At 69.3% G+C, this 25557-nt stretch carries 22 protein-coding genes and 1 pseudogene; 5 read left to right on the top strand and 18 right to left on the bottom strand.

The window, feature by feature from the left end; all coding sequences use genetic code 11:
- Nucleotides 1-626: 626 nt before the first annotated feature.
- Both PTQ19_RS14465 and PTQ19_RS14460 read right to left on the bottom strand, forming a co-directional pair.
- Nucleotides 627-1460, bottom strand: a pseudogene (locus tag PTQ19_RS14465) (sulfatase-like hydrolase/transferase); the annotation flags it as partial.
- A gap of 327 nt (nt 1461-1787) precedes the next feature.
- Nucleotides 1788-2678 (bottom strand): formylglycine-generating enzyme family protein, encoded by an 891-nt coding sequence (locus PTQ19_RS14460; protein ID WP_274369085.1) that lies wholly within the window; start codon nt 2676-2678, stop codon nt 1788-1790.
- Nucleotides 2679-2773: 95 nt separating this feature from the next.
- Between PTQ19_RS14460 and PTQ19_RS14455 the strand changes: the two genes are divergently transcribed.
- Both PTQ19_RS14455 and PTQ19_RS14450 read left to right on the top strand, forming a co-directional pair.
- A complete protein-coding gene (locus PTQ19_RS14455; RefSeq protein WP_206821488.1) occupies nt 2774-3706 on the top strand; it encodes an HAD family hydrolase in 933 nt (310 codons plus the stop codon).
- Entirely contained in the window at nt 3703-5325 is a 1623-nt protein-coding gene (locus PTQ19_RS14450; RefSeq protein WP_274367842.1) for a SulP family inorganic anion transporter, read from the top strand. Before PTQ19_RS14455 ends, PTQ19_RS14450 begins: the two co-directional genes overlap by 4 nt.
- A 53-nt stretch (nt 5326-5378) precedes the next feature.
- On the opposite strand, the gene PTQ19_RS14445 is transcribed toward PTQ19_RS14450, so the two are convergent.
- The gene (locus PTQ19_RS14445) at nt 5379-6077 is read right to left on the bottom strand and encodes an NRDE family protein (RefSeq protein ID WP_274367841.1); all 699 of its coding nucleotides are present in this window, start codon (nt 6075-6077) and stop codon (nt 5379-5381) included.
- Between the two features lie 208 nt (nt 6078-6285).
- On the opposite strand from PTQ19_RS14445, the gene coaBC reads away from it, so the two are divergent.
- Nucleotides 6286-7488: a bifunctional phosphopantothenoylcysteine decarboxylase/phosphopantothenate--cysteine ligase CoaBC gene (coaBC, locus tag PTQ19_RS14440; protein WP_274367840.1), complete on the top strand. Its 1203-nt coding sequence runs from the start codon at nt 6286-6288 to the stop codon at nt 7486-7488.
- 24 nt (nt 7489-7512) lie between these two features.
- Here coaBC and PTQ19_RS14435 read toward each other — a convergent pair whose 3' ends face one another.
- The gene (locus PTQ19_RS14435; RefSeq protein ID WP_274367839.1) at nt 7513-8499 is read right to left on the bottom strand and encodes an AraC family transcriptional regulator; all 987 of its coding nucleotides are present in this window, start codon (nt 8497-8499) and stop codon (nt 7513-7515) included.
- 257 nt (nt 8500-8756) lie between these two features.
- Entirely contained in the window at nt 8757-9968 is a 1212-nt protein-coding gene (locus PTQ19_RS14430; RefSeq protein WP_274367838.1) for a glycine rich domain-containing protein, read from the bottom strand.
- A gap of 217 nt (nt 9969-10185) precedes the next feature.
- Here PTQ19_RS14430 and PTQ19_RS14425 point away from each other — a divergent pair, with 217 nt between their 5' ends.
- Nucleotides 10186-12333, top strand: a complete 2148-nt coding sequence (locus PTQ19_RS14425; protein ID WP_274367837.1) for an ATP-dependent Clp protease ATP-binding subunit — start codon at nt 10186-10188, stop codon at nt 12331-12333.
- 139 nt (nt 12334-12472) lie between these two features.
- Here the strand turns inward: PTQ19_RS14425 and PTQ19_RS14420 are convergent, their stop codons facing one another.
- Nucleotides 12473-13240, bottom strand: a complete 768-nt coding sequence (locus PTQ19_RS14420; protein ID WP_274367836.1) for an alpha/beta fold hydrolase — start codon at nt 13238-13240, stop codon at nt 12473-12475.
- Entirely contained in the window at nt 13237-13509 is a 273-nt protein-coding gene (locus PTQ19_RS14415) for a DUF1905 domain-containing protein (protein WP_179409735.1), read from the bottom strand. Before PTQ19_RS14415 ends, PTQ19_RS14420 begins: the two co-directional genes overlap by 4 nt.
- A gap of 56 nt (nt 13510-13565) precedes the next feature.
- Between PTQ19_RS14415 and PTQ19_RS14410 the strand changes: the two genes are divergently transcribed.
- Entirely contained in the window at nt 13566-14225 is a 660-nt protein-coding gene (locus PTQ19_RS14410) for a TetR/AcrR family transcriptional regulator (protein WP_274367835.1), read from the top strand.
- Between the two features lie 10 nt (nt 14226-14235).
- Here the strand turns inward: PTQ19_RS14410 and PTQ19_RS14405 are convergent, their stop codons facing one another.
- The 11 genes from PTQ19_RS14405 to PTQ19_RS14355 form a co-directional block, all read right to left on the bottom strand.
- Nucleotides 14236-14823: a nitroreductase family protein gene (locus tag PTQ19_RS14405; RefSeq protein ID WP_274367834.1), complete on the bottom strand. Its 588-nt coding sequence runs from the start codon at nt 14821-14823 to the stop codon at nt 14236-14238.
- 248 nt (nt 14824-15071) lie between these two features.
- Entirely contained in the window at nt 15072-16181 is a 1110-nt protein-coding gene (locus PTQ19_RS14400; protein ID WP_274367833.1) for an ABC transporter permease, read from the bottom strand.
- Nucleotides 16178-17071 carry an ABC transporter ATP-binding protein gene (locus PTQ19_RS14395; protein WP_274367832.1) on the bottom strand — a complete coding sequence of 298 codons (894 nt, stop codon included), beginning with the start codon at nt 17069-17071 and terminating at the stop codon, nt 16178-16180. The genes PTQ19_RS14400 and PTQ19_RS14395 overlap by 4 nt, the downstream gene beginning before the upstream one ends.
- Before the next feature lie 160 nt (nt 17072-17231).
- Nucleotides 17232-18386 (bottom strand): benzoate/H(+) symporter BenE family transporter, encoded by a 1155-nt coding sequence (locus PTQ19_RS14390; protein ID WP_274369084.1) that lies wholly within the window; start codon nt 18384-18386, stop codon nt 17232-17234.
- Nucleotides 18387-18424: 38 nt separating this feature from the next.
- Nucleotides 18425-19126 carry a response regulator gene (locus PTQ19_RS14385; protein ID WP_274367831.1) on the bottom strand — a complete coding sequence of 234 codons (702 nt, stop codon included), beginning with the start codon at nt 19124-19126 and terminating at the stop codon, nt 18425-18427.
- 34 nt (nt 19127-19160) lie between these two features.
- Nucleotides 19161-20477 (bottom strand): sensor histidine kinase, encoded by a 1317-nt coding sequence (locus tag PTQ19_RS14380; RefSeq protein ID WP_274367830.1) that lies wholly within the window; start codon nt 20475-20477, stop codon nt 19161-19163.
- Between the two features lie 29 nt (nt 20478-20506).
- The gene (locus PTQ19_RS14375) at nt 20507-20908 is read right to left on the bottom strand and encodes a RidA family protein (protein ID WP_179409741.1); all 402 of its coding nucleotides are present in this window, start codon (nt 20906-20908) and stop codon (nt 20507-20509) included.
- 52 nt (nt 20909-20960) lie between these two features.
- Nucleotides 20961-22211, bottom strand: a complete 1251-nt coding sequence (locus PTQ19_RS14370) for an alanine racemase (protein WP_274367829.1) — start codon at nt 22209-22211, stop codon at nt 20961-20963.
- Nucleotides 22208-23794 carry an N-acyl-D-amino-acid deacylase family protein gene (locus PTQ19_RS14365; RefSeq protein WP_274367828.1) on the bottom strand — a complete coding sequence of 529 codons (1587 nt, stop codon included), beginning with the start codon at nt 23792-23794 and terminating at the stop codon, nt 22208-22210. The genes PTQ19_RS14370 and PTQ19_RS14365 overlap by 4 nt, the downstream gene beginning before the upstream one ends.
- Before the next feature lie 56 nt (nt 23795-23850).
- Nucleotides 23851-24666 carry an HAD family hydrolase gene (locus PTQ19_RS14360; protein ID WP_274367827.1) on the bottom strand — a complete coding sequence of 272 codons (816 nt, stop codon included), beginning with the start codon at nt 24664-24666 and terminating at the stop codon, nt 23851-23853.
- A gap of 2 nt (nt 24667-24668) precedes the next feature.
- A complete protein-coding gene (locus tag PTQ19_RS14355; RefSeq protein ID WP_274367826.1) occupies nt 24669-25511 on the bottom strand; it encodes an exodeoxyribonuclease III in 843 nt (280 codons plus the stop codon).
- Nucleotides 25512-25557 lie beyond the last annotated feature (46 nt).

The raw sequence follows: 25557 nt of genomic DNA, 5'->3' as shown, positions 1-25557 counted from the left end.
CAGGTGCCAAGGGACTCGCCGTGCTCTCCCGCATCTTCTCGGATGAACTCCATGCCCAGCGCGTGCTTTCCCGGCGTCAGCTCGCCCGACGTGTACGAGCGGCCGCGCACGTTCACGGCGACGCTCTCGGCGATCGCGCTGGTGTGCGGGTAGTAGACGTACCGCGAACGCGGCGGTTCGGACTGCGGCCGCTCGATCGTCAGCAGGTCGCGCGCCGCGCGATCATCCAGCGGCAGCACATGGTTGCGTTCGGCTTCGGAGAACCATGTGTCGATCAGCTCCTTCAGCTTCTCGGGGTGGGAGGCGGCGAGGTCGTTCGACTCGGAGCGGTCCTCATCGACGTGGTAGAGCTCCCAGCGGTCCTCGTCGAACCGGCCGTGGCCGGTCAGCGGCGCATGGATCGCGGATGCCTTCCACCCGTCCTTCCAGATGCCGCGGGTGCCGATCATCGTGTAGTACTGCACCTTCTTCTCGGTCGGCCCGTCGGGCTGTGCGTCGAAGGAGTACTTCATCGACACCCCGTCGAGTGGTCGCTGTTCGACGCCGCGGAACACCTCGGGCATCTCGATGCCGATCACATCGAGCACGGTCGCGACGATGTCGGTCGAGTGGTGGTACTGGTGCCGGATCTCGCCCTTGGCCGTGATGCCGGCCGGCCAGTGGATGACCATCGGGTCGCACGTGCCGCCCGAGAACTGCGAGTAGCGCTTGAACATCTGGAACGGGGTCGAGAACGCCGTCGCCCAGCCGGTGGGGTAGTGGTTGTAGGTCTCGGGCCCGCCCAGCACGCCGATCTTGTCGAGGTTCTCTTTCAGGTCGTCGGGGAATCCGTTGAAGAACTTGTTCTCGTTCACCGAGCCGTCCGGCGATCCCTCGCCCGAGGCGCCGTTGTCGGCGCAGTAGAAGATGAGCGTGTTCTCGAGCTGGCCGGAGTCCTCGAGGTAGTCGATGACCCGGCCGACCTGCGCGTCGGTGTACTCGCTGAATCCGGCGAACACCTCGGCCATCCGGGCGAACAGGCGCTTCTCGTCATCCGAGAGTGTGTCCCACGGCTTGACGTAGTCGGCCGCGTTCGCCTGGTCTTCGGGCATCGGGTTGATGGGGGTGAGGGCGGTGCCCTCGGGCAGGATGCCGCGTTCGATCATGCGGCCGAGCACCCACTCGCGATAGGCGTCGTACCCGTCGTCGAAGGCGCCCTTGTACTTGTCGATGTACTCCTTCGGCGCGTGGTGCGGTGCGTGGTTGGCGCCGGGGCAGAACCAGGTGTACCAGGGCTTGGACGGGTTCGAGGCGTTCTGGTCGCGGATCATGCGGATGGCCTGATCGGCGAGGTCTTGCGAGAGGTGGTACCCCTGCTCGGGCGTGGCAGGCGGGTCGATGAAGTGGTTGTCCTCGACCAGGTCGGGGTACCAGTTGTTGGTCTCGCCGCCGAGGAATCCGTAGAAGCGGTCGAAGCCCATGGACAGCGGCCACTGCTGCTTGCTGCCACCGGTCGAGCGTGGGCATGCTGATGCGACCGCCGTACGGCGACCAGGAGGCCATCCCGGTGTCGTCGTACAGGATGACGAGGATGTTCGGCGCCCCCTCAGGTGCCTTCGGCTGCTCGTACGGGCCCCAGTCGGCGACCGAGTCGCGGACGTCGAGGGCGATCTTGCCTCGGAACTCCTTGGTCATCGTGCTCCCTTCGAACGGCGCGCAGGAGCGCGCGCATCGTGGGCATCACGCTAGTCAGAGCGGGCAAACGCGGGGGGAGCGGCGTCACCCGGGGCGGGTGACGCTCGCTGGGATCAGAGATCGGATGCCAGTCGGAACCCGACATGCGACATGCCGGTGTCCTCCGCCTGTGGTGAGCGTGCCGCGGGACGGAACCGCAGGCAGTAGTCCGGAGAGCACAGGAACGACCCGCCCTTGAGCACCCGTCGGGGGATCTGCTCGCCCTCTCCCTTGCTGCCCGCGGCGAGAAGATTCTGGCGCTTGCCGGCATCGACGGGGCGGTCGGTGGGCACGATGTGGCGGGGCGTGTAGTAGTCGCTGGTCCACTCCCACGTGTTGCCGATCATGTCGAACAGGCCGTAGCCGTTCTCGGGATAGGAGCCCACCGGCGCGGTGCCACCGACGCCTCGACTGTCGTACGGAAAGCGACCCAGCCACGAGTTGGCCAGAGCGCGTCCGCCCGGATACGGATCGGGACCCCACGCGAAGCGGGCGCCGTCCTTACCCCCGCGGGCGGCGTACTCGTGCTCGGCCTCGGTGGGCAGACGCTTGCCCGCCCAGGTCGCGTAGGCCGTGGCATCCTCGAACGCGACGTGCACCACCGGGTGGTCGGCGCGGCGCTCGATCGATGAGCCGGGACCGAACGGGGCGCGCCAGTGCGCTCCGGGCTGCCACCGCCACCAGTTGCGCCAGTCGCGCAGGTCGACCGGCCCCTTCGTCGGGGTGAACACCATGGCGCCCGGCACACGGTCCTCGGCCGCAACCCCCGCGTACAGGGCGGGGTCGAGGGGGCGCTCGGCGACCGTCACGTAACCCGTCTCGTCGACGAAGCGGGCGTAGTCGGCATTCGTGACCGCGAAGCGGTCGATGCGGAACGCCGCGACCTCACGCACGTGCACCGGACGCTCATCCGGATAGAACTCCTCCGACCCCATGCGGAACGAGCCCGCCGGGATCAGCACCATCTCACGTGAGTCATCGGCCATGTCACCACCGTAATGCTCGCGCGCGGCCGTCGCGCCTGACAGGATGCACAAGAGATACGACCGGAGGAGCCGTCATGACCCATCTGCCCTCATGGAACGACACCGTCACCCGTCAGAAGATCGTCGATTTCGTCGAATCGGTCAGCTCGGGCCCGGACGCCGTGCCGGTCGAGGAGCGCATCGCCGTTTTCGACAACGACGGCACGCTGTGGTCCGAGAAGCCGGTCATCATCCAGCTCGACTACATCATCGGGCAGTGGGCCGCCGAGCTGAAACGCGACCCCTCGCTCGCTGAGCGGCAACCGTACCGGGCCGTCGCGACCGGGGATCTCGGATGGCTCGGTGCCGCCGTCGAGAAGCACTACGCCGGTGACGACAGCGACCTGAAGGTGCTGCTGGGAGCCCTGGTCGGGCTGACCGACGGCATGCCGGTGGCCGAGTATGCAGCATCCGTCGCGGAGTTCTTCCGCACCGCGACCCACCCCACCCTCGGCACCCCCTTCTCGGGGGCCGTGTACCAGCCCATGCGCGAACTGCTGCGCTATCTGGAGCACCACGGATTCAGCTGCTACATCGTCTCGGGTGGCGAACGCGACTTCATGCGCAGCATCACACAGGAGTACTACGGCATCCCCCCGGAGCGGGTCATCGGATCGGCCTACGGCCTCACCTACGACGCCGAGGCGCGCACCGTGCGCTACTCGGCGAACCTGGACTACCTCGACGACGGGCACATCAAGCCGGTGCGCATCTGGAGCCGCACCGGACGGCGCCCGCTGCTGGCCGCCGGCAACGCGAACGGTGACCTGCCCATGCTGCAGTTCGCGGTCGGCGACGGTACGGCGCGGCGCGGACTGGCGCTGCTGGTGCACCACGACGATCACTCGGGTCGCGGCGACACCCCGTACGACAAGGGCGCCGAGCAGGCGCTCGCCGCCGACGACATCACCGTGATCAGCGTCGCCGACGACTGGTCGCAGGTGTTCCCCGCACAGGGTGAGGGATGAGCACTCCGGCCTCCGGGCCTGCCGCGCTGAGCTGGCTCGCGCCCACGCTGCGCGGGTATCGGCGCGAGTGGATCGGGGCCGATGTCGTGGCCGGTCTGTCGGCCGGCGCCGTCGTGATCCCCCAGGCGATGGCGTACGCGACCATCGCGAACCTGCCGGTGCAGATCGGCCTGTACACCTGCATGGTGCCGATGCTCGTGTACGCTCTGCTGGGCGGATCGCGCGCGATGAGCGTGTCGACGACCTCGACCATCGCGACGCTCAGCGCCACGACGCTGCTCACGGCCGGCGTCGCCGCCGACGCCGAGAACCCGATCCCCGACCTGATGGCGCTGACGCTGATCGTCGGGGTGATCCTGTTGCTGGCTCGGATGCTGAAACTGGGCGGTCTGGTCGAGTACATCTCGAAGCCGACCATCCTCGGTGTGCAGATCGGAGTCGGGGCCACCGTCGCAATCGGTCAGCTGCCCAAGCTGCTGGGCGAGAACATCGAGCCGTCGGCAGAAGGGTTCCTCCGAGCGATCCTCGCCGCGATCCGGGCGCTGCCCGACGCGAATACGGCGACCGTGCTGCTATCGGTCGGGTCGGTGATCGCGCTGCTGGTGCTCAAGCGCTTCGCGCCGAAGGTGCCGGGCCCGCTCGTGCTCGTCGCGGTCGGCATCGCGTTGATGGCCTTCAGCGGGCTGCGCGAGGCCGGGGTCGCGTTGATCGATCCGGTACCGCAGGGTCTGCCGCCGTTCGAGCTTCCATCGTTCGCGCACGCGGCGGGGCTCGTCCCCGGGGCGTTTGCGATCGCTGTGATGGTGTTCCTCGAATCCAGTGCCGTGGCGCGCAGCATCCGCCGCCCCGGCGAACCGCGCATCGAGAGCAATCGCGAGCTGTTCGCCGCCGGAGCGGTCAACGCTGTCGGCGCGTTCTTCCAGGTGCTGCCCGCCGCCGGAGGGTTCTCACAGAGCGCCGTGAACCGAGCCGCCGGTGCGCGTTCGCAACTGGCCGCCCTCGTGACGGTCGCGATGGCGGTGATCGTCGCGCTGTTTCTCGGGCCGGTGCTCAGCCTCATGCCGCAGGCCGTGCTCGCCGCGCTGGTGTTCGTCGCCGTCGCCGCTCTGATCGACGTGCGCGGCCTGGTCGGCCTCTGGCGGCTGAACCGGTCTGACTTCTGGGTTGCCGCGGTGACGACCGCCGTGGGACTGACCGCGGGGCTGCTCGTGGCCGTGGCCGTCGGAGTCGTCGGCACGTTCGTCGTGGTGCTGCGCGAGCTGAACAAGGTGCGGCTGGCGGTCGACGAGCCCCGCGGCGGTGTGCTGTCCGTGCACCTGCACGGACCGCTCTACACAGCCAATGCGCTGTCATATGAGTCCGCAGTGCTCGATGCGGCCACCGCCGTGCCGGAACTGCGCGTGCTCGTGCTCGACGCCGCGCAGCAGCGCGCACTCTCGGTGACCGTGCTCGACGCGCTGCGAGAGCTCGATGACGAGCTGGCAGGGGCGGGCGTCGAGCTGCGCCTGGCCGCCGTTCCGGACGGAGCCGCTGAGGTGGCTCGCCGCGGTGACTGGTTCGCCGGACTGGAGGAGCAGGGGCGGGTCTTCGACAGCGTAGAGGCCGCCGCGCGCGACTGAGGCGACCTGGGGTCGGTGGGGCTCGGGCGCTTGCCTGCTCGTGGTGCTGTGGATCAGTGCCAGTGGCCGGGTGTGGGCAGCACGTGCGAGTCGACGGCCGCGCCGCCCGCCCCGATCTCGGCCGTGCAGTACAGCAGCGACAACGTCGGATAGCCGTGCACGCGGTTGTCGCGGATGATCGCCCGGTCATCGGTCGGGTCGAGCGTCGTCGTGTCGGCGAGCAGGCCGGCCCAATGAGAGGCCCAGTCCGTGGCATCCGCCGTCTGTCGCGCCTCGGCGCGGAATCGGGGCAGCCACGCTGAGATCCGCGCCGTCGCCTCGTCGTCGAGATCGTCGTGCGCGATCATGTGCACGCCCGGTGCGACCGGCGTCTCGCGCAGCGCGGCGCCGTCCCAGGTGAGCACGCGCGAGTGCTCGGGCGTCACCTCGAGCAGGTTGAACCCGTGCGTGCGCACCGGCGCGGCGGGCGAACGGCCCGCAACCGACTCGAGCACCAGTCCGCCGCGCGAGCGCAGGTCGCTCTCGGGCAGGTCGACGAGGTCGGCCCGGTTGAGCAGTACGGCCAGGCGCCGCGTCGTCGGGTCGAACGCCAGCCACGCGCCACCGGCACGGCGATCGCGGATGCCGATCACACCCGGGTAGTGCTCGGGCCACCAGGCGCCCAGATCGTCCCAGTCGCGCTGCGGATCCTCATCGCGCACGGCCAGCAAACGCGCCTGCCCCAGCTCGACGTCGATCACCACGGTGCACATGAGATCGAGTCTATGGGTGCCCGGTGCGCCGGCCGACTGTACACAACTCCGGAGAATCTGCCGCGTGCGGGTCTCAACAGGCCCGAAACGGGCCCAAGCGACAGGTTTCTCCGGAGTTGCGAACGCAGTGCCGGGTATGACCGGCGGATGCAGCGGTGCCGAGCGGACGTGGATGCCCGGCCGGCGCGCGTGGGGCAGAATCGGAGGCGTGAACATCGTTGTCGCAGTCACGGGCGGCATCGCCGCGTACAAGACGGTGCACCTGGTGCGCCTGCTGATCAAGGCCGGCCACGAGGTGACCGTCGTGCCCACCGAAGACGCGCTGCGGTTCGTCGGCCTGCCCACCTGGGAGGCGATCAGCCGCAACCAGGTCACCACGAGCGTGCACGAGGACGTCGCCCGCGTGCGACACGTCGCGCTCGGACAAGCCGCCGACCTGGTGATCGTCGCGCCGGCCACCGCGAACACGATCGCAAAGATGGCGGCGGGGCTCGCCGACGACCTGGTCGGCACCACGCTGCTCGCGACGACGGCCCCGGTCGCCGTCGCCCCGGCGATGCACACCGAGATGTGGCAGCATCCGGCGACGCAGGCGAACATCGCCACCCTGCGCTCGCGCGGTGTCACGATCCTCGGTCCCGACGACGGCGAACTCACCGGTGGCGACTCCGGACCGGGGCGGATGCTGGAACCCGAGCACATCATCGAACGGGCCCTCGCGCTGATCGGCGACCGCGACCTCGACGGGCTGCGCGTCGTCGTCTCGGCAGGGGGCACGCGAGAGCCGCTGGACCCGGTGCGGTACCTGGGCAATCGTTCCAGCGGGCGACAGGGTGTCGCCCTCGCGCTCGCCGCCGCCGACCGCGGCGCCGAAGTGGTGCTCGCGGCCGCGAACATCGATGCGTCCGTGCTGGTGGATGCCGCGCAGCATCCGCTCATCCGCACCGAGCACGTCGGGACGGCAGCCGAGCTCGCGGCGCTCATGCGCGCGGTATCGGACGACGCCGCGGTGATCGTCATGGCCGCCGCGGTCGCCGACTACCGCCCGGCCGAGATCTCGGCGGGAAAGCTCACTAAAGAGTCCGGCGGCCTCGAACGCATCGAACTGGTCGAGACCGAGGACATCGTCGCCGGGCTCGCCGCCCGCCGCCGACCCGGACAGCTCGTGGTCGCCTTCGCCGCCGAGACCCCGCACGACGACGAGGAACTGCTCGCCCGCGCCCGCCGCAAGCGCGAGCGCAAGGGGGTCGACCTGCTCGTCGTCAACGAGGTCGGGTGGCAGCGGGGCTTCGAGACGGCCGAGAACGCGGTGCACGTCATCGGCGACGAGGGTGAGGTGCTGGCGACGGCCTCCGGCACGAAGCGCGTGGTCGCCGACGCGATCTGGGATGCCATCGCCGACGGGCTGTGACGGCGGGGCGGGAGCGCCCAGTGTCTACCCGCTGGTGCCGGCACCCGGACGACGGGCGGCGCTCGCGCTCACACCGTACACGGCCAGCAGGGCCCGGTTCATCGTGGTCACGGAACGGAAGCCGCTCGCGGCGACCACCTCGTCGAGCGTGAGCGATGTGCTCGCGGTGAGCAGCGGGAACGCCCGTTGGGCGCGCGAACGGCGGATCTCTTGAGCGGGGCGTAGCCCCTGATGCTCGTACAGGCGGTCAAGCGTGCGTCGCGACACGTTGCAGTGCGCCGCCAGCGCATCGACGTCGAACTCGGGGTCGACGGAGTGCTCGTCGATGGTGCGTTGCGCGCGCAGGAATGTGTCGCTCGAGCGGTGCTCGGTGATCGCCGCCTTCATCAGTGCCCGCGCCACTTCACGGGTAAGTGTGCGCAGCACCTCGGTTGCCTCGTCGGGTTGATCAGCGATGCGAGGAACATCGACAGCTGCCTGCAGATAGGCGTACGCGGCACGGAAAACACTCGTGCCGGGGCGAATATCGCCGATGTTGGTGGGCGTGAGGATGTGCGGGGCGATCTCGTCGCGGTCGAACGCGAACAGCACCGCCTCGCTCTGCTCGCTGATCTGCAGGTCGACGGGTTCATCACCGGGGAAGACGACCCCGAGGCCGCCGCCGGCCGACACCCAGCGGTCGGCTTCGCCGTCAATGCTGACTGAGCCGTGGTTGGCGAAGATCAACAGGTACCGCGATTGTGCGGTCACGCGCGCGCGTGACCAGCGGACGTGTATAGCCGGCGTGCGTAGGTGCGAGATGAGGAACGTGCTGAAACGCATCGCCTTGAACTCGAGCAGGCGCGGGTCGCCGCTGATGAGGTCCAGGCCCGCGCCCCGCAGGAAGGCTGTTACCCAGTCGGCGTTCTCCGCCGCCGCCGGCGAGTGCCGGTAGCGACGGTGGCCGACAAGAGCGCGCCACCCCTCCTGCTCGTGGGTAGGCGCCAGCTCGTCGAGAGGATTGTTCTTCATCCGCCTTCTCCAAGACGTCCTGTGCCAGTGATTCTCGCGGGCGCGCCGGTCAGCAGAGTCGAGTGGGCGCTGCTCATAGTGTGCCGGGGTTCGTGCACCGCCGGGCGGCATTGAAACACATCGGCGCGTTGGATGGGCCGCGCGGTGCGTGGCCCATCCATGAAGACCACGAGAACAGACGTGGTGTTACGGCAGAGTCAGCGCAATGGCTGAAACTGACGCACCATGGCGGGGAATGAAGTCCTTGTCTCTTCGCTTCAGCAGGTGTAGAAGGTGACCTGCACGTAGCCCATCTCGCCGTCGTCGGTGCTGACGGGGCGCGGGTCGAGCTGGGTGATACGGTTCGTGACATCGTCGCGCAAGTAGCTGCTGCCGCCGCCGCCTGCGCCGGCGATGCCGTACTTGCCGTCATACGGTGCCGGAACGCCCCACCAAGCAGTCGCCACGGCGGCTCCGCCGCCACCACCGCTGAAGCCGCCGCCACCGCCGCCGGGCCCGCCGCCGGTCGGGGCGCCGGGGGCGGCTGCGCCGTTGCCGCCATTGCGTCCGCTACCGGCCGAGCCCGAGCGTGCCCAGTAGTTGGCGAAGTCCGGGCCGGCGACCCACTGTGGCACGCCGCCCGCGCCGCCGCTGTTCGCGCCCGCGCCGCCGCCGATGCCGCCGCCCGACATCAGCACGATCTGCGTCGGGGTCGGTTCGGCCAGCGAGCTGCGCTGGCCCATCCAACCCAGTGAGCCGGTCTGGCCGCGCACGCCGGGCAAGCCCGCGTTGCACGCTCCTCCGAATGCTGTGACCGAGGAGCTGCCATAGGTGGCGACTTGGTCGTGCTCGAGGCTTGCCGAATAGAGAGCGGCGTTGGGCCCGTCAGGGTAGAAGTTCGTGTTGCTGCCTCCTCCTCCTCCGGCAACCGCGATCGGGCTGCGGCTCGCGTCGAGCAGGGCGCTGGCGCCACCACCACCGTCACCGTGGAAAGCAGCGCCGCTGGCCGTGCTCGCGCCGCCGTTGCCGCCGTTGCCGTAGAGCGACTTGCCCCCGCGTCCGTAGCCGCCGCCGGAGTCGGGGTACCATCCGAACTCACCGCCCGCCCCGGCCTGCAGGTAGAAGGTGCTTCCTGCGGTGACAGCGACATCGCCTTCGAGATACGCGCCCTTCCCTGAGGCATAGCCGCCATTGCGCACGGCATAGCCGCCGTCCCCGCCGACGACGACGAAGTGCATCCGCGTCACGCCGGCCGGGATCGTGACCGGCACTTCCGGGCGCGCGGTGGCGAAGTTCTGCGTGGTCGCGCGCGTCTCGACGAGCTGCCCGACCTGCGTGCATCCGCTCACAGCGTACGCGGGCGCAGCGGCGGCCGCGGCGATGAGGGGCACGCTCCAGGCGGCACCCTTCACGATTGTTCGGCGGTGCAGCCGCGGTACCGCGCTGTCGGCGCCGGTGGCGCGCGTATTGACCTCGACGTTGTCGTTCATTTCTCTCCCCAGGTGGTGCGCGTACTAAGCCCCCTGCTCAGCGCGATCCTGTTGTCAGTTTTTCGGGCGCGCGCGAGGGCCTTTCGCGATTGCGCGCTTTCTGGCGCTGGAGCGATTGAAGTTGGCGGGAATTGAATGGCTTGCCTTTGATCGCACCGTGCGAGTAAACTTGAGTCAACCCCACTCAAGTTTTAAGGAGTCTCCTCAGGAGGAACGAATGGTCAACCCCGCACAGAACGAAGAGCAGCAGAGCGCCCTCGAGCAGTTCGGCATCAACCTCACCGACCGTGCCCGTCAGGGCAAGCTCGATCCGGTGATCGGCCGAGACAGCGAGATCCGTCGCGTGAGCCAGGTGCTCACCCGACGCACCAAGAACAACCCCGTGCTCATCGGGGAACCCGGCGTCGGCAAGACCGCCGTCGCCGAAGGGCTCGCTCAGCGGATCGTCGCGGGAGACGTGGCCGAGTCGCTCAAAGACAAGGAGCTCATCTCGCTCGACATCTCGGCGCTGGTCGCCGGTGCGATGTACCGCGGGCAGTTCGAGGAGCGGTTGAAGAGCGTTCTGAAGGAGATCACCGAGTCCGAGGGGCGGGTGATCACCTTCATCGACGAGCTGCACGTGCTGATGGGAGCCGGCGGCGGTGAGGGCTCGGTGGCGGCATCCAACATGCTCAAGCCCATGCTCGCCCGCGGTGAGCTGCGCCTGATCGGCGCGACGACGCTCAACGAGTACCGGGAGTTCATCGAGAAGGATGCCGCCCTCGAACGCCGCTTCCAGCAGGTGTACGTGGGTGAGCCGTCGGTCGAGGACACCGTCGCGATCCTGCGCGGGCTGAAGGGGCGCTACGAGGCGCACCACGGGGTTACGATCTCGGACAGCGCACTCGTCGCGGCGGCCTCGCTCTCGAACCGCTATCTGCCCAGCCGGCAGTTGCCCGACAAGGCCATCGACCTTGTCGACGAGGCCATGTCGCGCCTGAAGATGGAGATCGACTCGTCGCCGGTCGAGATCGACGAGCTCAAGCGTCAGGTCGATCGGATGCGGCTCGAAGAGCTCGCGCTCAAGCGTGAGAAGGACGCCGCGTCGAAGGAGCGTCTTGCGGCGCTGCGCGAGCAGCTCACCGGTCTCGAGCATGAACTCGCCGGTCTCGAAGAGCGCTGGGCCCGCGAACGCCAAGGGCTCAACCGGGTCGGCGAGCTCAAGAAGAAGCTCGACGATGCCATCACCCAGCGTGATCTCGCCATGCGCGATGCCGACTACACCCGGGCATCCAAGCTCGAGTACGAGACGATCAAGCGTCTGCAGGCCGAGATCGCCGAGGCCGAGCAGGCCGAGGCTGCCGTCTCCAGCGAGGGCCGCATGGTCAACGAGCAGGTCAGTGACGAAGACATCGCCGCGGTGATCGCGGCGTGGACGGGCATCCCCGTCGGGCGCCTGCTGCAGGGTGAGAGCGAGAAGCTGCTGCACCTCGAGAACGAGCTGGGCAAGCGGCTGATCGGGCAGAAGGACGCCGTTACGGCGGTATCAGATGCTGTGCGTCGCTCGCGTGCGGGGATCAGCGATCCCGGTCGTCCGACCGGATCGTTCCTGTTCCTCGGCCCGACCGGCGTCGGCAAGACCGAGCTGGCCAAGGCGCTCGCCGAGTTCCTCTTCGACGACGAGCACGCCATGGTGCGCATCGACATGAGCGAGTACGGCGAGAAGCACTCGGTCTCGCGTCTGGTGGGTGCCCCTCCCGGGTACATCGGCTACGAGCAGGGCGGGCAGCTGACCGAGGCCGTTCGTCGTCGTCCGTACTCTGTGGTGTTGCTCGACGAGGTCGAGAAGGCGCACCCTGAGGTATTCGACGTGTTGCTGCAGGTACTCGACGACGGTCGCCTGACCGACGGTCAGGGGCGCACGGTCGACTTCTCGAACGTGATTCTGATCCTGACGAGCAACATCGGGTCGCCGATCCTGATCGACCCGATCATGTCGACCGAGCACAAGCGCGAACAGGTGATGGCGCTGGTGCGGCAGTCGTTCCGCCCCGAGTTCTTGAACCGCCTTGATGACATCGTGATGTTCCAGGCGCTGAGTGAGGACGACCTGGCGCAGATCGTCGAGCTGTCGGTGGATCAGCTGCAGCGTCGGCTGGCGGATCGCCGGCTCACCCTGGCCGTCACTCCGGATGCCCGTGCCTGGCTCGCCGAGCGCGGCTACGACCCGGTGTTCGGTGCTCGTCCGCTGCGCCGGCTCATCCAGACCGAGGTGCAGAACCGGCTTGCGACGGCGCTGCTGTCGGGCAACGTGCACGATGGTGACACTGTGCGCGTCGACGTCGCCGCTGACGGCGCCGGCCTGGTGCTCACCAGCCAGTCCTGACCCCGGCCGCGCCTTCCGGCCCCGCACCTGGCGCGTTCCGCATCCGTCTATTCGTCACAAACCTGCGCTATCGGCCCCGTTTTCGGCCGGTTTGTGACGAATAGACGGGGGAGGGGGAGAGGGGCAGGGGAGGGGATGGTCAGGAGAGCGGATGCAGGAAATCGGCCAGGCGTTGTGCCATGGCATCCGCATTCCAGGCGTGGTCGGATCCGGGCATCCGCTCGGAGGTTCCGGTCGCGGCGGCGGCCGCCAACGCGTCGGCCGTAGCGACCATGCCCGGGAACGTCTCGGTCGCTGTGAGTGCGACCAGCGGCGCTGACGTGGCATACCCGCGCTGCTCGACGGCGGCCAGGGCCTCACCGTCGGGAACCCAGCCGAGCACGATCCGCGGATACTCGGGGGTCTGCTTCAGCGCATCGAGCCACTCCGGTGGCATCCCGGCCATGTATCGCGCGACCGCCGCCTCAAGGTCGCCGGCGTCGATCGATTCGCGCACCGATGCCCACCATGCCGCCGCTCCTTCGGGAAAGAGGCCGAGTGGCGCTTCCCACAAGAACATCCCGGCGACGTTCGGAACTCTGGCGGCCGCGAGCATCGCGAGTGCGCACCCCGATGAGTGGCCGACGAACGCGATAGGAGCGCGGGAGATCGCGGCGAGTTCGGCGATCGCGGCCAGCTGCGCGTCGAGCGTGATGGGGCCGTTCGACACGCTCTCGCCGCGTCCCAGGCGGTCGGCGAACAGCGAGCGGATTCCCTGGGCAGCCAGGAGTTCGGCCGTGGCCCTCGTGGTCGGGTCGCCGGCGCGATCCGGGCCGGCGCCCGTGATGAACACGACGGCGGGGGCATCCGCCGGACCGGAATCGTCGTAGGCGATGCGGTCGCCTCTCACCGTGGTCAGGACGCTCACGCTGCGGCCTCGATCCTCACCGCGATCGTGTCGCCCACATCCTTGCCGAGCATTTTGCGTGTCGCGGCCTTGACCGGCCCGAGATGGTACCCGTGCCCCGAGGGCAGCAACGTCAGAGCCACCGTGACGGCGTCCAACGTGCCCACGACGCGTACCGGCTTCCCCGTGCCGAACGCTTCGGCAGACCCGGGTGCTTCGAACACGATCCATCCGCCGGCTTCGCTTGCGCGAACCAGCTCTGCGTCGAACTGCATGGATGGTGAGGGCATGGCGCACCACTTTCAAGACTGATCGGTGTGATTTCTCTCAAACTAGACTCATGCGTATGAAAACGTCAAGCGCCAATCGTGCGCTGCGCCCCTCGTCCGTCGCGAAGCGCGAGGCGATCCTCGATGCCGCGCAGGTCGAGTTCCTCGCGCACGGCTACGAGCGCGTGACCATGGATGCCATCGCGCGTCGTTCTGGTGTTGCCAAGCAGACGCTCTATGGGCACTTCGGCGCCAAGGAAGCGCTCTTCCTCGAACTGGTGCGCTCGCAGACCCGTGCGGCGACCGAGCGTGTGCATCGCAAAGAGGCGAGCGGCGATGAAGGCGCGCGTGAGCAACTCGAGCGGGTGTTGATCCAGCAACTGCAGACGGTGCTCGCGCCGAATCTGCTCGCGCTGCGCCGGCTGGTCATCGGACTCATGGCACAGTTTCCTGAGCTGGCCCGCGAGCTCTACGAACAGGGGGCGCAGCAGGCGATCCGGGCGCTGGCCCAGCGTCTGGAGGCGCTGACGTCGGCCGGTGAACTCGCCGTCAGCGACCCGTCACGCGCAGCGACGCAGTTGAACTGGCTCGTCATGGGCGAGCCGGTGAACCGGGCAATGCTGCTCGGCGACGCCGCGGCGCTGGGCGACAGAACGGTCGAAGAGCACGTCACCGAGGCGCTCGATGTGTTTCTGGCGGCCTACGGCGTAGCATCCGATTCCGCCCCCACGCGGTGAGGAGCGGGCGTCAGGCGTTGACGAGCACCGTGTCGGCGAGGGGGCGGCGCACGCGCGGGGCGGTCTCGCGCTCCTGCAGCACCTCGGGAAGGCGCGCGGCGTCGCCGATCTCACCCAGCGCCAGCACCGTCATCGGCGCGAAACGCTCATCGAGACCGAACGTCTCGCTCACCTGAGCGGCGTCGAAACCGCTCATCTGGTGCACGTGCAGTCCGTCATGGTGCGCCTGCACCGACAGGTGAGCGACGGCCTGACCGAGGTCGTAGACCGCGTGGCTGATCGGGGCGCCGTCGGCGCCCGCGACCTCGGCCACTGCGACGATCAGCACAGCCGCGTCGCCGGCCCACGTCTGGTTGAATCCGACGAGAGTCGAATGGATGCCATGGTGCGCCGCCGACCCGCGTCGCGCGACGATGAACCGCCAGGGCTGCGAGTTGCTCGCGCTGGGCGACCACCGTGCGGCTTCGAGAGCGGATGCCAGCTTCGCCTCGTCGATGGGGGTCTCAGCCTCGTAGGCGCGAGGACTCCAGCGCCCGGCGAGGACGTCGAGCACGGGGTGATCGGTCTGGGCGGCGCGGTCGAGGACGGAGTTGCTCACAGGAGGGTCCTTTCGGAGTGTCGGTCAAAGAGGACCCCATCGTCCGAACTCTGCAACCATCCTATGCACGCGCATATTCCGGACTCGTCGCGCTCGCGTGCCCCGCTCTCCGCGCCCCGGCCCCTTGGACGAGAAACCACTTCCCGTTTGAGAAACACGCACACACGTGGTTTCTCAAACGGGAAGTGGTTTCTCAGCGGAAGGCGACCGGCGCGCGAGGCGGCCAGCGAGGCGAGTGCGCGGGGCGCCTAGCCGCGCAGGGCGTCCTTCAGCGAGACGCGGGCGCCCATCCGCAGCAGCGAGTTCTCGTAGATCTTCGCGCCGAGCAGGATCATCGCCACGCACGACGCGAGCAGCAGCGCGAGCGCCGCCAGCGGCTCCCACCACTGGGCCTCGCTGAAGAACAGGCGGATCGGCATGGCCACGGGGGCCGAGAACGGCACGTACGACAGCACGGTCATCACGGTGCTGTTGCCGCCGAAGAAGATCACCAGGAAGTACGGGATCATCGTCAGGTACATCACCGGTGTCAGTGTCGCGCCGGCATCCTCCTGTCGCGACACCAACGACCCGGCCGCGGCGAACATCGCCGCCAGCAGGATGAACCCGAACAGGAAGAACACCGCGAACCACAGCACCGGCGCCCCGAAACCTCGCAGCAGATCATCCTGACCCGTCACGATCAGCCCGACCATGGCCACGCCGATCAGCAGCAGAATCTGACCGAGCGCGAGCACGGTGTTGCCGATCACCTTTCCGGCCAGCATCACCCGTGCGGGGATGGCCGAGAGCAGGATCTCGATGATCCGCGTCTGCTTCTCTTCGACCACGCTGGTGGTGATCGGTGTGCCGAACGAGATCGCCGCCATCATGAACACCATGCCGAACAGCAGCCCCAGCACGGACCGGGCCCCGAAATCGGGGGCGTTGGGAGTGAGCAGTTCAACGGTCGGCGCAACCGATAGCGCCGCGACCAGCCCGTCGGGCGCCGACTCATCGGCGACGATGATCACGCCCGTCGGCGATGCGCTGTCTTCGATGACCGCGGCCTCGACGTCGCCCGAGCGCACCAGCTCTTCGGCATCCGCCCGCCCGGCGACCTCGGTGACCTCGTAGGCGTCCGACGCGGCCAGCCCATCGGCGGCGCCACCGACCGCGGCGATCGAGGTGGTGCCGCTGCTGCTGGAGCCGATGCCCATCCAGAGGATGCCACCGAACACGGCCAGCACCAGGATCACCGTCGAGATCAGGAACGCCTTGCTGCGCACACGCGCGCCGATCTCGCGTTCGGCGACGAGCCAGGCACCCCGCGAGGTGGACAGGGCACGCGGGCGCGCCGGAGCGGTTGGGATGCTCATCGGATGACCTCCTTGAAGATCTGGGCGAGGGTGGGGCGCTGCGGAGCGAAGTGCGAGACGGCGCCGTCGGCCAGCGCGCGGCGCAGCACACGCTGCGCGGTGTCGTCGTGGTCGACGTCGAAGATCGCGTCGCCGGCCTCGAAGTCGATCACGGTCACGCCGGGCTCGGTGCGCAGCCAGCCGACGTCCGATGTGCTCTGCAGCTCCCACCGCGGTGCGGAGTGCTCTGCGCGCAGGTCGGCACGCGGACCCGCCGCGCGGATCGTTCCGTCGGCGATGATGATCAGGTCGTCGCACAGCCGCTCGACGACATCGAGCTGATGCGACGAGAACAGGATGGCGGCGCCCTGCGCGGCGCGCGTCTGCAGCACACCGGCGACGACATCGACCGCGAGCGGGTCGAGACCCGAGAACGGCTCGTCGAGGATCAGCACCTCGGGGTCGTGCACGAGAGCGGCGGCGATCTGCGCGCGCTGCTGGTTACCCAGCGACAGCGCCTCGATCTTGTCGTCCAGGCGTTCGCCGAGACCGAGTTCGGTCAGCAGCGCGGTGGCGCGTTCGGTGGCATCCGCTGTGCTGAATCCGTGCAGTCGCGCGAGGTAGACGACCTGCTCGAGCACCTTCATCTTCGGGTACAGGCCGCGCTCTTCGGGCATGTAGCCGAACAGCTGACGGTCGGCGGCGGTGGCCGGAGCGCCGTTGATGCTGACGGTGCCGGCATCGGCCGCGAGCACACCGAGGATGATGCGCATCGTGGTGGTCTTACCGGCGCCGTTGCCGCCGACGAAGCCCGTCAGTCGCCCCGGGGCGACGTCGAATCGGATGCTGTCGAGCACCGCCCGGGAACCATAGCTCTTGGTGATGCCGTCCAGGCTCAGATGTGTTGCCACGTCGACTCCGTCCACTCAGTGCAGCGCATGCCTCCACGCTACGAATCGGCGGTGCTCGGGGCATCCCCCGCCGGGCGGATTCTGCGGCATCCGTCGTACGGGTGACCGGCGGATGCGAAATGACGGATACGAAGCGACGGATGTGGAACGGCGGATGCCCTCAGCGCTGCCCCAGGTGCAGCACGCCGCGCACGATCAGGCCGGCTCCCAGTGCCCAGAACGCCGCGCTGATGCCGAATGCCGCGATGCCGGATGCCGCCACCAGGAACGTGACGACGGCGGGTAGGCGCTCGCCGGGGTCATCGATCGCCTGCTGCACCGACGATCCGAACGCCCCGAGCAGCGCGAGCCCTGCCACCGCGGGGATCACCGCGGCCGGGGCGAGCAGCACCAGGGTGACGAACACTGCCGAGCACGCCCCGAGCGCGATGTACGACACTCCCGTCGAGACGCCGGCCACCCAGCGTCGTGCCGGATCGGGTTCGGCATCGGGAGCCGCGGCCAGGGCCGCGCTGATCGCGGCGAGGTTGATCGCGTGCCCGCCGAAGGGTGCGCCCACCGCTGAGCCGATACCGGTGACGAGCATCGCGGGACGCCACGGGACCTCATAGCCGTAGCTGCGCATGACGGCGATGCCGGGTACGTTCTGCGACGCCATGGTGACGATGAACAGGGGCAGCGCGATGCCGATGATCGAACCCACGGTGAATGTCGGCGCCGTCAGCGTCAGGGTGGGGAGCAGCTGCGCCGGTTCGACCGCCGTGCCCGAGTTCACGATGCCGACGACCACGACGACGGTCGCCGTGGCGAACGCCCCGGGCACCGCCCAGCGCGGCGCGATCCGCACCAGCAGCAACCAGGTGAGCACCACCGGCAGCACGCCCCAGGGGTTGACCACGATGCCGGTGACGGGAGCGAGGCACAGCGGCAGCAGCACGCCGGCGAGCATCGCCTGGGCGATCGACGGTGGGATCGCCGCGATCAGGGCGCCGAGCCGGGGCACGAGAGCGGTCAGCAGGATCAACGCCGCGGCCACCAGGAACGCCCCGACAGCCGCCGACCAGCGCTGCTCGGGTGGCCCCTCGGTAGCGCTGACGGCGGCCAGCAGTGCGGCACCGGGCGTCGACCAGGCGGCGGTGATCGGCATCCGGTACCGCCACGCGAGGACGACGCAGGCCAGGCCCATCGTGAGGCTCAGCATCAGCAGGCCGCTCGCCGCCTGTGCCGGGCTCGCCCCGACCGCGTCGAGTCCGGTGAGCACCACGGCGAACGAGCTGGTGAATCCGACCAGGGCCGTGACGATGCCTGCCACGATGGGGCGCGACAGCGAGGTGGAACCCGATCGCGTCACGGTCAGGCCAGTCCCTGCCGGTGGGCGATCACGACGGCCTGCACGCGGTCCCGTGCGCCGAGTTTCTGCAGGATGCGCGACACGTGGGTCTTCACGGTCGCCTCGCCGATGAACAGGGCCGAGGCGATCTCGGCGTTGCTGCGGGCATCCGCCATCAGAGCGAGCACCTCGCTCTCGCGCTCGGTGAGCGCTTCGGTCGCGACGAGTGCGGTCGCGGGGTGCGCGGGCGCCGCGGCACGAACGGGCGGAGCGGCGGGCGCGGGGGTGGCGGATGCTGCGAAGCGGGCCAGCACACGGCGCGTGACCTCGGGCGCCAGCATCCCGTCGCCGGAGGCCAGTGCGCGCACGGCGGAGATGAGCTCTTCGGGGCCGGCGTTCTTCAGCAGGAACCCGCTGGCCCCGGCCTCCAGCGCGGCGAAGAGGTACTCGTCGCGGTCGAAGGTGGTGACGATCGCGATGGCGGATGCCACGTGCCCTGCGCCGACGATGCGGCGGGTGGCTTCGAGACCGTCCATGTCGGGCATCTGCACGTCCATGGTGATCACGTCGGGCGCCAGCCGGGCCGCGAGGTCGACCGCGTCGGTGCCGGTCGCGGCCTCGCCGACGACGTCGATGTCGGGCTGGGTGCCGAGAATCGCGCGGAACCCGGCACGCAGCATGCTGTGGTCGTCGACGATCAGCACGCGGATCGGAGAGTCGGTCATGGCGTCCTTCGAGAGCGGTGGCGGCGGGCGGGCATCAGCGCGCGACCGCGGGGGAGCGGGTAGCCGATGTCGCCGGCGATGCGGTGGTGAGGGGAACCGTGACGCGCACGCGGAAGCCACCCTGCGGGCGGGGCAGCAGTTCGATCGTGCCGCCCGACGCCAGCGCACGTTCACGCATGCCGATCTGTCCGAGACCGGCGCGCGGTGCTGAGATCACCCGCCCCGAGTTGAGCACTTCGAGCTCGACGGCATCGGCGTCATAGCGCACGCGCACGTCGGCAGTGGCGCCGCTCCCGGCGTGCCGGCGGGCGTTCGTCAGCGCCTCCTGGGCGATCCGGTAGAGGTTCACGGCGACCGTGCTGGGGACTGCCAACGGCTCACCGATCACCGTGTAGGCGGTGGGCAGACCGGCATCCCGAGACGCCTGCACGAGGTGTTCGATGTCGGTCGGGGTGAGCGCTGCGGCCGAGTCGTCGTGGTCGTCGTCGTGGGCCCGCAGCGTCTCGAGCAGCCGGCGGAAGTCGCCGATCGCCTCGCGGGAGGACTCCTCGACCGCGGCCATCATGGTCTTGGCGCGGGCGGGGTCCTGATCGACGACCAGCCGTGCGGCGCCGGCCTGCACTCCCATCACCGAGACGTGGTGCGCGACGACGTCGTGCAGTTCCCGGGCGATGCGCACGCGGTCGAGGGCCACCGCCTGCGCTGCGGTCACCTCGCGCTCGTGCTCGAGCTCGCGGGTGCGCTCTTCGAGCGCGATGAGCTGCTGGGCGGCGGCCCACGAGCGCTCGCCGAAGTAGTACGCCCCGCCGAAGTAGAGCGCGTTGATGAGCACCTGGATCATCATGTAGGCCAGCACGGGTGAGAACGCGCCGGCGGTGACGTCGGCCTCATCCGCCCCGGTGAGGACCTCGCGGTACATCACCGCGATCAGCCAGATGAACATGCCGACGATGATGCCGACACGCACCCAGAGAGCCGCCCGCCGGTTGTTCATCCAGGCGCCCACCGTGTAGATCGCGATGAACATCGCGATATTGATGACGTACACCTCGGGCGCCCGCAGCGAGACGCTGACGAAGAACAGCACCGCGATGAACACGGCGACCAGCGCCGGCCAGCGGCGTCGCAGGGCGAGGGGAGCGGTGACGCCCAGGACGAACAGCAGTGCGGTCCACAGGGGCGCCTGTTCGTCGCCGTAGAAGCTCGCGACGCTCGTCAGACCGGCGCTGATGATGCCGCCGAGCAGCAGTGCCCCGGCCAGGAGCAGGTCCTGTCGCAGTTCCCGCGGGGTCGGGGTGCGCACGAGGGGGGAGGATGCCGACATGAGACCACCGTAGAGCGTGGGGCTCACGCCGGCATCCACCGCGAGGGGGACAGCGCTCAGACGACGGCGAGGGCGTCGATCTCGACGAGCATCTCGGGGTGCGGCAGGCCGGTGAACACCGTGGTGCGGCAGGGCAGCGCGCCGCTGGGCACGTACTTCTGCACGAACTCGCCGTAGGCCTCGTTCATCGCCGGGAAGTTCGCCTGGTCGGTGAGGTAGACGCGGAACATCAGCACGTCCTCGACAGAGGCGCCGCCGGCCTCGAGGATCGCGCGCACGTTCTCCAGCGTGCGCAGCGTCTGCGCGTGCACGTCGCCCTCAGCGATGTACGTGTTCGTCTCGGGGTCCATCGGCCCCTGGCCCGAGACCTGCAGCATGTTGCCCTTGCGCAGGCCCTGCGAGAACACGTGGGCGGGTGCAGGGGCGGCGTCGGTGCGGATGACGGTGGTGTCGGTCATTTCTCTCCTTGGGAGTTCTGGTGAAGTTCGGCGTTCTGGTGAAGTTCGGCGTTCAGGTGAAGTGCAGTCTGATCAGGTCGCGGATGCGCAGGTCATCGTCGACGAGCGGAACGAGTCCCCACCGGTCGAGGGTGGTGCACGGGTGCGAGATGCCGAGCTCGAGAAGGTCGCCGACCCTGGGGGCGGCGGTCTCGCCGGTGGCATCCGCGTCGAATCGGATGAACGCGTGCTGGTCGGCGAGCTGCACGATCCGGCCGGCGAATGCGCGGGGGGCGGAGCCGTCGCGGCCGCGCACGCCGAGCACGACGGGTAGGTCCTGGTCGAAGCCGACGTCGCGTCGTCCGCACAGTGCGATCACGAGGCCCGGCTCGGGGATGCTGAGCACCGGCGCCCACACCCGGATCGCGGAGCGCAGTTCGGGGCTGCCTGCGCTGGCGCGGGTGAGGGGCGTCGTGCGGGCGTAGAGCCCGTCGTCGTGGGTGAGATACGCACCACTGCGCAGCAGGATGCGCGCGGCGGGGAAACCGCCGTCGATGAGGCCGTCGACCGCTGCGTCGAAGTACGCGCTGCCGCCGAGTGACACGATGCCGTCTTCGGGCAGAAGTCCCTCATCGTGCAGTGCGAGGGTCAGTGTGGCGAGCTCGCGCGCGAAATCGCGCACGTTGTCGGCTTTGGCGGTTTCGGTGTCACCCGCGAGGGTGCCCTCGTAGGTCGCGATACCGACGACGCGGATGCCCGGGGTGCGGGCGGCCTGCTCGGCCAGGGCACGCAACGCGTCCGCGCCGCGCACGCCGGTGCGTCCGCCGGGGTGCCCCACCTCGAGCAGCACGTCGAGGGGACGCTGATCGGCGGGGCCGGCGAGCAGCGCGAGGCCGTCAAGGGAGTCGGCGTACACCGGGCACGTGAACTCCGCATCGGCGGCGAGTTCGGCACGCAGCCAGGCGATGGCTCCGGGCTCGACGAGCTGGTTCGCCAGCAGCAGGCGCGGCAGCCCCGCCGCGCGGTACACGCGCAGCTGCGTGGGGGTCGCCGCCGTGATGCCCCAGGCGCCGGCATCCATCTGCCGCCACGCCAGCGCGGGCGACATCGCGGTCTTGCCGTGCGGGGCGAGCGCCACACCGCGTGATCGTACGTACGTCATCATCTGGGCGATGTTGTGCGCGATCGCCGACTCGTCCAGAGTGAGCTGCGGAAAGTCGCGGTCGGCGGCGAACAGCGAGGTGCCGTGCAGATCGGCCGTGCCGGCATCGTCGAGGCTCGGGCCCAGGCCCTTGGTCAGGCGCAGCGGTGCGGATTCGATCATCGTGAGGGCCTTTCGGTGAGGGTGCTGGCACCCATCGTGCACAGTTCCGCACCCGCGAGAACAGGGGTGCCGCCCACGATGACGTCGGCGATGCCTTTGGCGAGCAGCGTCGGTTCGTCGTAGGTCGCGCGGTCGGTGACCGCGGCGGGGTCGACGAGGCAGAAGTCCGCGCGCGAGTGCGGTCGCACCAGGCCTCGGTCGCCGAAACCGAACCGCCGCGCTGCGCGCAGGGACAGGTGCTCGGCGGCCTCCCACCAGGTCCAGTCCTGCCAGTCGATCACGTGCCTGCGCAGCATCCGCGAGAAGCTGCCCCAGCCGCGGGGGTGCGGATGCCCGCCGAGGAAGATGCCGTCGGAGCTACCCAGGTGCGCACGGTGGTTGGCGATCGCACGAACGTCTTCGAGTCGGTTGGCGGCCGGCTGCTGCACGATCGCGCCGGCACCGAGACCGGTTGCGACGATCAGATCGCACACCGTCTCACCGATCGGGCGGCCTATCCGCTCGGCGATCACGGGCAGGGGCAGCCCTTCGGCCCAGACCCAGTCGGGGTGGTCGGCGACGCTGATGGTGACGCGGCCGAGCAGGTCGGTGATGCCGGGGAACCACTCGCGTTCCAGGCGCCCGCGTGTCGCCGTGTCGGCCAGCACCGCGAGCGTGCGGTGCGGGCCCTCCTGCTGCAGGGCGGCGGGGATCGCCAGCATGGCGAGGATCGTGTTGCCGCGACGGTACGGGTAGGCGTCGAACGTCAGGTCGATGCCCTCGTCGAGTGCCGCGTCGATGATCGGCAGCGCCAGCTCGGCCGGCGCGTGCAGGTGCGCTACATGCACCGGGGCACCAGTGTCACGGGCCAGGGCGATCAGCTCGCCGAGCCCCGCGGGCGCATCGGCCTCGTATCCGCGCACGTGCGCGACGAGCGGCAGCCCGGTATCGGCACCGATCTCGGCGTAACGCCGCAGCTCGTCAGGGTCGGCGAATCCGCCGGGCACATACTCCAAGCCGAGAGAGATGCCGGTCGCGCCCTCGCTGATCGCCGTGCGAGTGATCTCTTCGCTCTCGTCGAGCTGGCGAGTGGTGAGCGGGGCGGCCGAGAATCCGCTGATCGCCGTGCGCACCGTGCCGGCGGGCACGAGCAGGGTGCTCGTCAGGCGCGACACCCGTGCGAAGTGCGCCAGCATGCGTCCCGCACTCATGCCGTGCGGGTGTTCTGCGGGCAGCGGACCGTTGACGGCGGCGAAGTAGCGTTCGTTCAGCGGTGCGGTCTGCGGCGTCGTCGGTGCGAACGAGACACCGTCCTGGCCGAGCACCACGCCGGTCAGGCCCTGACGCAGCAGGGCGAGCTCGCGGTCGTCCCGTCCGAGGGCGCCCTCGCCGTGACTGTGCGCGTCGATGAAGCCGGGCATCAGCACACGACCGGCGGCGTCGATCACCGCCGTGCCCTCCGGAAGGTCGTTGGTGCCGGCAGGAAGAACGTCGGCCACGCGCCCGTCGGCGATGAGCACGGTTCCGCGGTCGAGGTCCGCCGTTCCGGCGGTCGGGAAGCGCGCATCCCGGATGGCGAGCGGTCGCTGTGCCGACCCGGTCATGCTCAACCCCTTTTGTTAGCGACGTGTACTTACAGTGTCTCACGCCGTCCAGGGCGTCAGATCGCCAGCATCCGCTCGATCACTGTCGCGACGCCGTGCTCGTCATTGGTGACCGAGACCTCGTCGGCCGCCGCGCGCACCACGTCGACAGCGTTGGCGACGGCGACGCCGTGCCCCGCCCATCGCAGCATCTCGAGATCGTTCAACGCATCGCCGAACGCGAGCACGTCATGCTGCTGCACGCCGAGGTGCGCGCACAAGCGGGCGAGGCCGGTCGCCTTGGTCACTCCCTGCGCCATCACCTCGACGAACGGTGCACCCGACAGCGTCGCCTCGAAGCCGGTCATCCCGAGTGCTGTGAGTGCCTCGAACAGCGCACTCGGGGTGAGCTCGGGATGCCGGATCACGAGCTTCAGGCTGGGTGCGGCCAACACCTGGTCGAGCTCGACTCCGCCCATCGTGCGCGGGTCACGCTTATGATCCGAGAGCGCGGCGACCTCGGCGTAGCCGTGCTGGGCGATGAACGACTCCCCGCCCTCGCGCACACTGGCGAACAGCAGATCGGGGATCGTCGCACGCAGCGCATCGGCGAGCGTGCGGATCGTCTCGGACGGCAGCTCCTCGGCGAACAGCATCCGCCCCGTCGTCAGGTGCACGCCGAACGCCCCGTTGCCACACAGCGCCCACTCCTCGAAGCCGGCGTCGCCGGCGAGAGCGCGCAGTCCGATCGGCTGGCGCGCCGTGACCGGCACGACGTGGATGCCCCTGTCTCGGGCCGCATCCAGCGCGCGGCGTGTGCGCGGGCTGACCGATGAGTCGGAGTCGAGCAGGGTGCCGTCGAGATCGGTGGCGATCAGCCGGGGCATCGTCATCGTCAGGCGAAGATCATCGGCAGGTCGTCGTCGTCCTCGTCGCCCCGGTTGATGTCGACCACCACGGGGACGTGGTCGCTGGGCTGCTCGCCCTTGCGCTCATCGCGATGGATCGACGCGCCCGTCACCGCCTCGGCGAACGTGCGCGACCCGAGCACGAAGTCGATGCGGATGCCCTCATTGCGGGGGAACTTCAGCCGCTGGTAATCCCAGTACGTGAAGCCCTCGGGGATCAACGGTCGCACCACATCGGTGACACCGGCCTTCTCAAGCGCGAAGAACGCCTCGCGCTCTGCGGGCGAGACGTGGGTCGAGACGCCCTCGACGATCGACGGGTCACCGTTGTCGTGGTCGAACGGAATGATGTTGAAGTCGCCCACCAGCGCCAGCGGCAGATCGGGGTTGGCGGCCAACTCGGCGGCCGTCGCGGTACGCAGCGCCTCGAGCCAGTGCAGCTTGTACGTGTAGTGCTCATCGCCCAGTGCTCGACCGTTCGGCACGTACAGGCTCCAGACGCGCACACCGTCGACCATGACTCCGAGCGCGCGGGCCTCCAGCGGCGCATCCGGCCCCTCGTGCCCCTTCGCGAAGCCGGGCTGGCCGGCGAACGAGGTGCGCACATCGGTGATCGGAAGGCGGCTGGCGATGGCCACGCCGTTCCACTGGTTCAGGCCGTGCGCCTCGACGTGGTACCCGGCCGCCTCGAACGGCTCGTAGGGGAACTGCTCGGGCTTGCACTTGATCTCTTGGAAGGCGAGCACGTCGATGTCCTCGCGCACCGCGAAGTCGACGGCGCGCGAGACGCGCGTGCGGATCGAGTTGATGTTCCAGGTGGCCAGACGCATGCATCCAGCCTATTCGGGCGCGCCGACACCGAGCCCCACGCCTCAG

Source organism: Microbacterium esteraromaticum (genome assembly GCF_028747645.1).
Classification (GTDB): Bacteria; Actinomycetota; Actinomycetes; order Actinomycetales; family Microbacteriaceae; genus Microbacterium; species Microbacterium esteraromaticum_C.
The sequence above is the reverse complement of the archived record's forward strand: the minus strand, read 5'-3'. Positions and strand labels throughout refer to the sequence as shown.

Bases quoted from the DNA above. Each gene is read 5' to 3' on its own strand.
- PTQ19_RS14450 (WP_274367842.1), top strand. From the start codon at position 3,703: ATGAGCACTCCGGCCTCCGGGCCTGCCGCGCTGAGCTGGCTCGCGCCC.
- PTQ19_RS14460 (WP_274369085.1), bottom strand. From the start codon at position 2,678: ATGGTGCTGATCCCGGCGGGCTCGTTCCGCATGGGGTCGGAGGAGTTC.
- PTQ19_RS14415 (WP_179409735.1), bottom strand. From the start codon at position 13,509: ATGCCCTCACCATCCATGCAGTTCGACGCAGAGCTGGTTCGCGCAAGC.
- PTQ19_RS14360 (WP_274367827.1), bottom strand. From the start codon at position 24,666: ATGACGATGCCCCGGCTGATCGCCACCGATCTCGACGGCACCCTGCTC.
- PTQ19_RS14355 (WP_274367826.1), bottom strand. From the start codon at position 25,511: ATGCGTCTGGCCACCTGGAACATCAACTCGATCCGCACGCGCGTCTCG.
- PTQ19_RS14375 (WP_179409741.1), bottom strand. From the start codon at position 20,908: ATGACCGACACCACCGTCATCCGCACCGACGCCGCCCCTGCACCCGCC.
- PTQ19_RS14445 (WP_274367841.1), bottom strand. From the start codon at position 6,077: ATGTGCACCGTGGTGATCGACGTCGAGCTGGGGCAGGCGCGTTTGCTG.
- PTQ19_RS14430 (WP_274367838.1), bottom strand. From the start codon at position 9,968: ATGAACGACAACGTCGAGGTCAATACGCGCGCCACCGGCGCCGACAGC.
- PTQ19_RS14410 (WP_274367835.1), top strand. From the start codon at position 13,566: ATGAAAACGTCAAGCGCCAATCGTGCGCTGCGCCCCTCGTCCGTCGCG.
- PTQ19_RS14425 (WP_274367837.1), top strand. From the start codon at position 10,186: ATGGTCAACCCCGCACAGAACGAAGAGCAGCAGAGCGCCCTCGAGCAG.
- PTQ19_RS14370 (WP_274367829.1), bottom strand. From the start codon at position 22,211: ATGATCGAATCCGCACCGCTGCGCCTGACCAAGGGCCTGGGCCCGAGC.
- PTQ19_RS14400 (WP_274367833.1), bottom strand. From the start codon at position 16,181: ATGAGCATCCCAACCGCTCCGGCGCGCCCGCGTGCCCTGTCCACCTCG.
- PTQ19_RS14435 (WP_274367839.1), bottom strand. From the start codon at position 8,499: ATGAAGAACAATCCTCTCGACGAGCTGGCGCCTACCCACGAGCAGGAG.
- PTQ19_RS14365 (WP_274367828.1), bottom strand. From the start codon at position 23,794: ATGACCGGGTCGGCACAGCGACCGCTCGCCATCCGGGATGCGCGCTTC.
- PTQ19_RS14455 (WP_206821488.1), top strand. From the start codon at position 2,774: ATGACCCATCTGCCCTCATGGAACGACACCGTCACCCGTCAGAAGATC.
- PTQ19_RS14385 (WP_274367831.1), bottom strand. From the start codon at position 19,126: ATGACCGACTCTCCGATCCGCGTGCTGATCGTCGACGACCACAGCATG.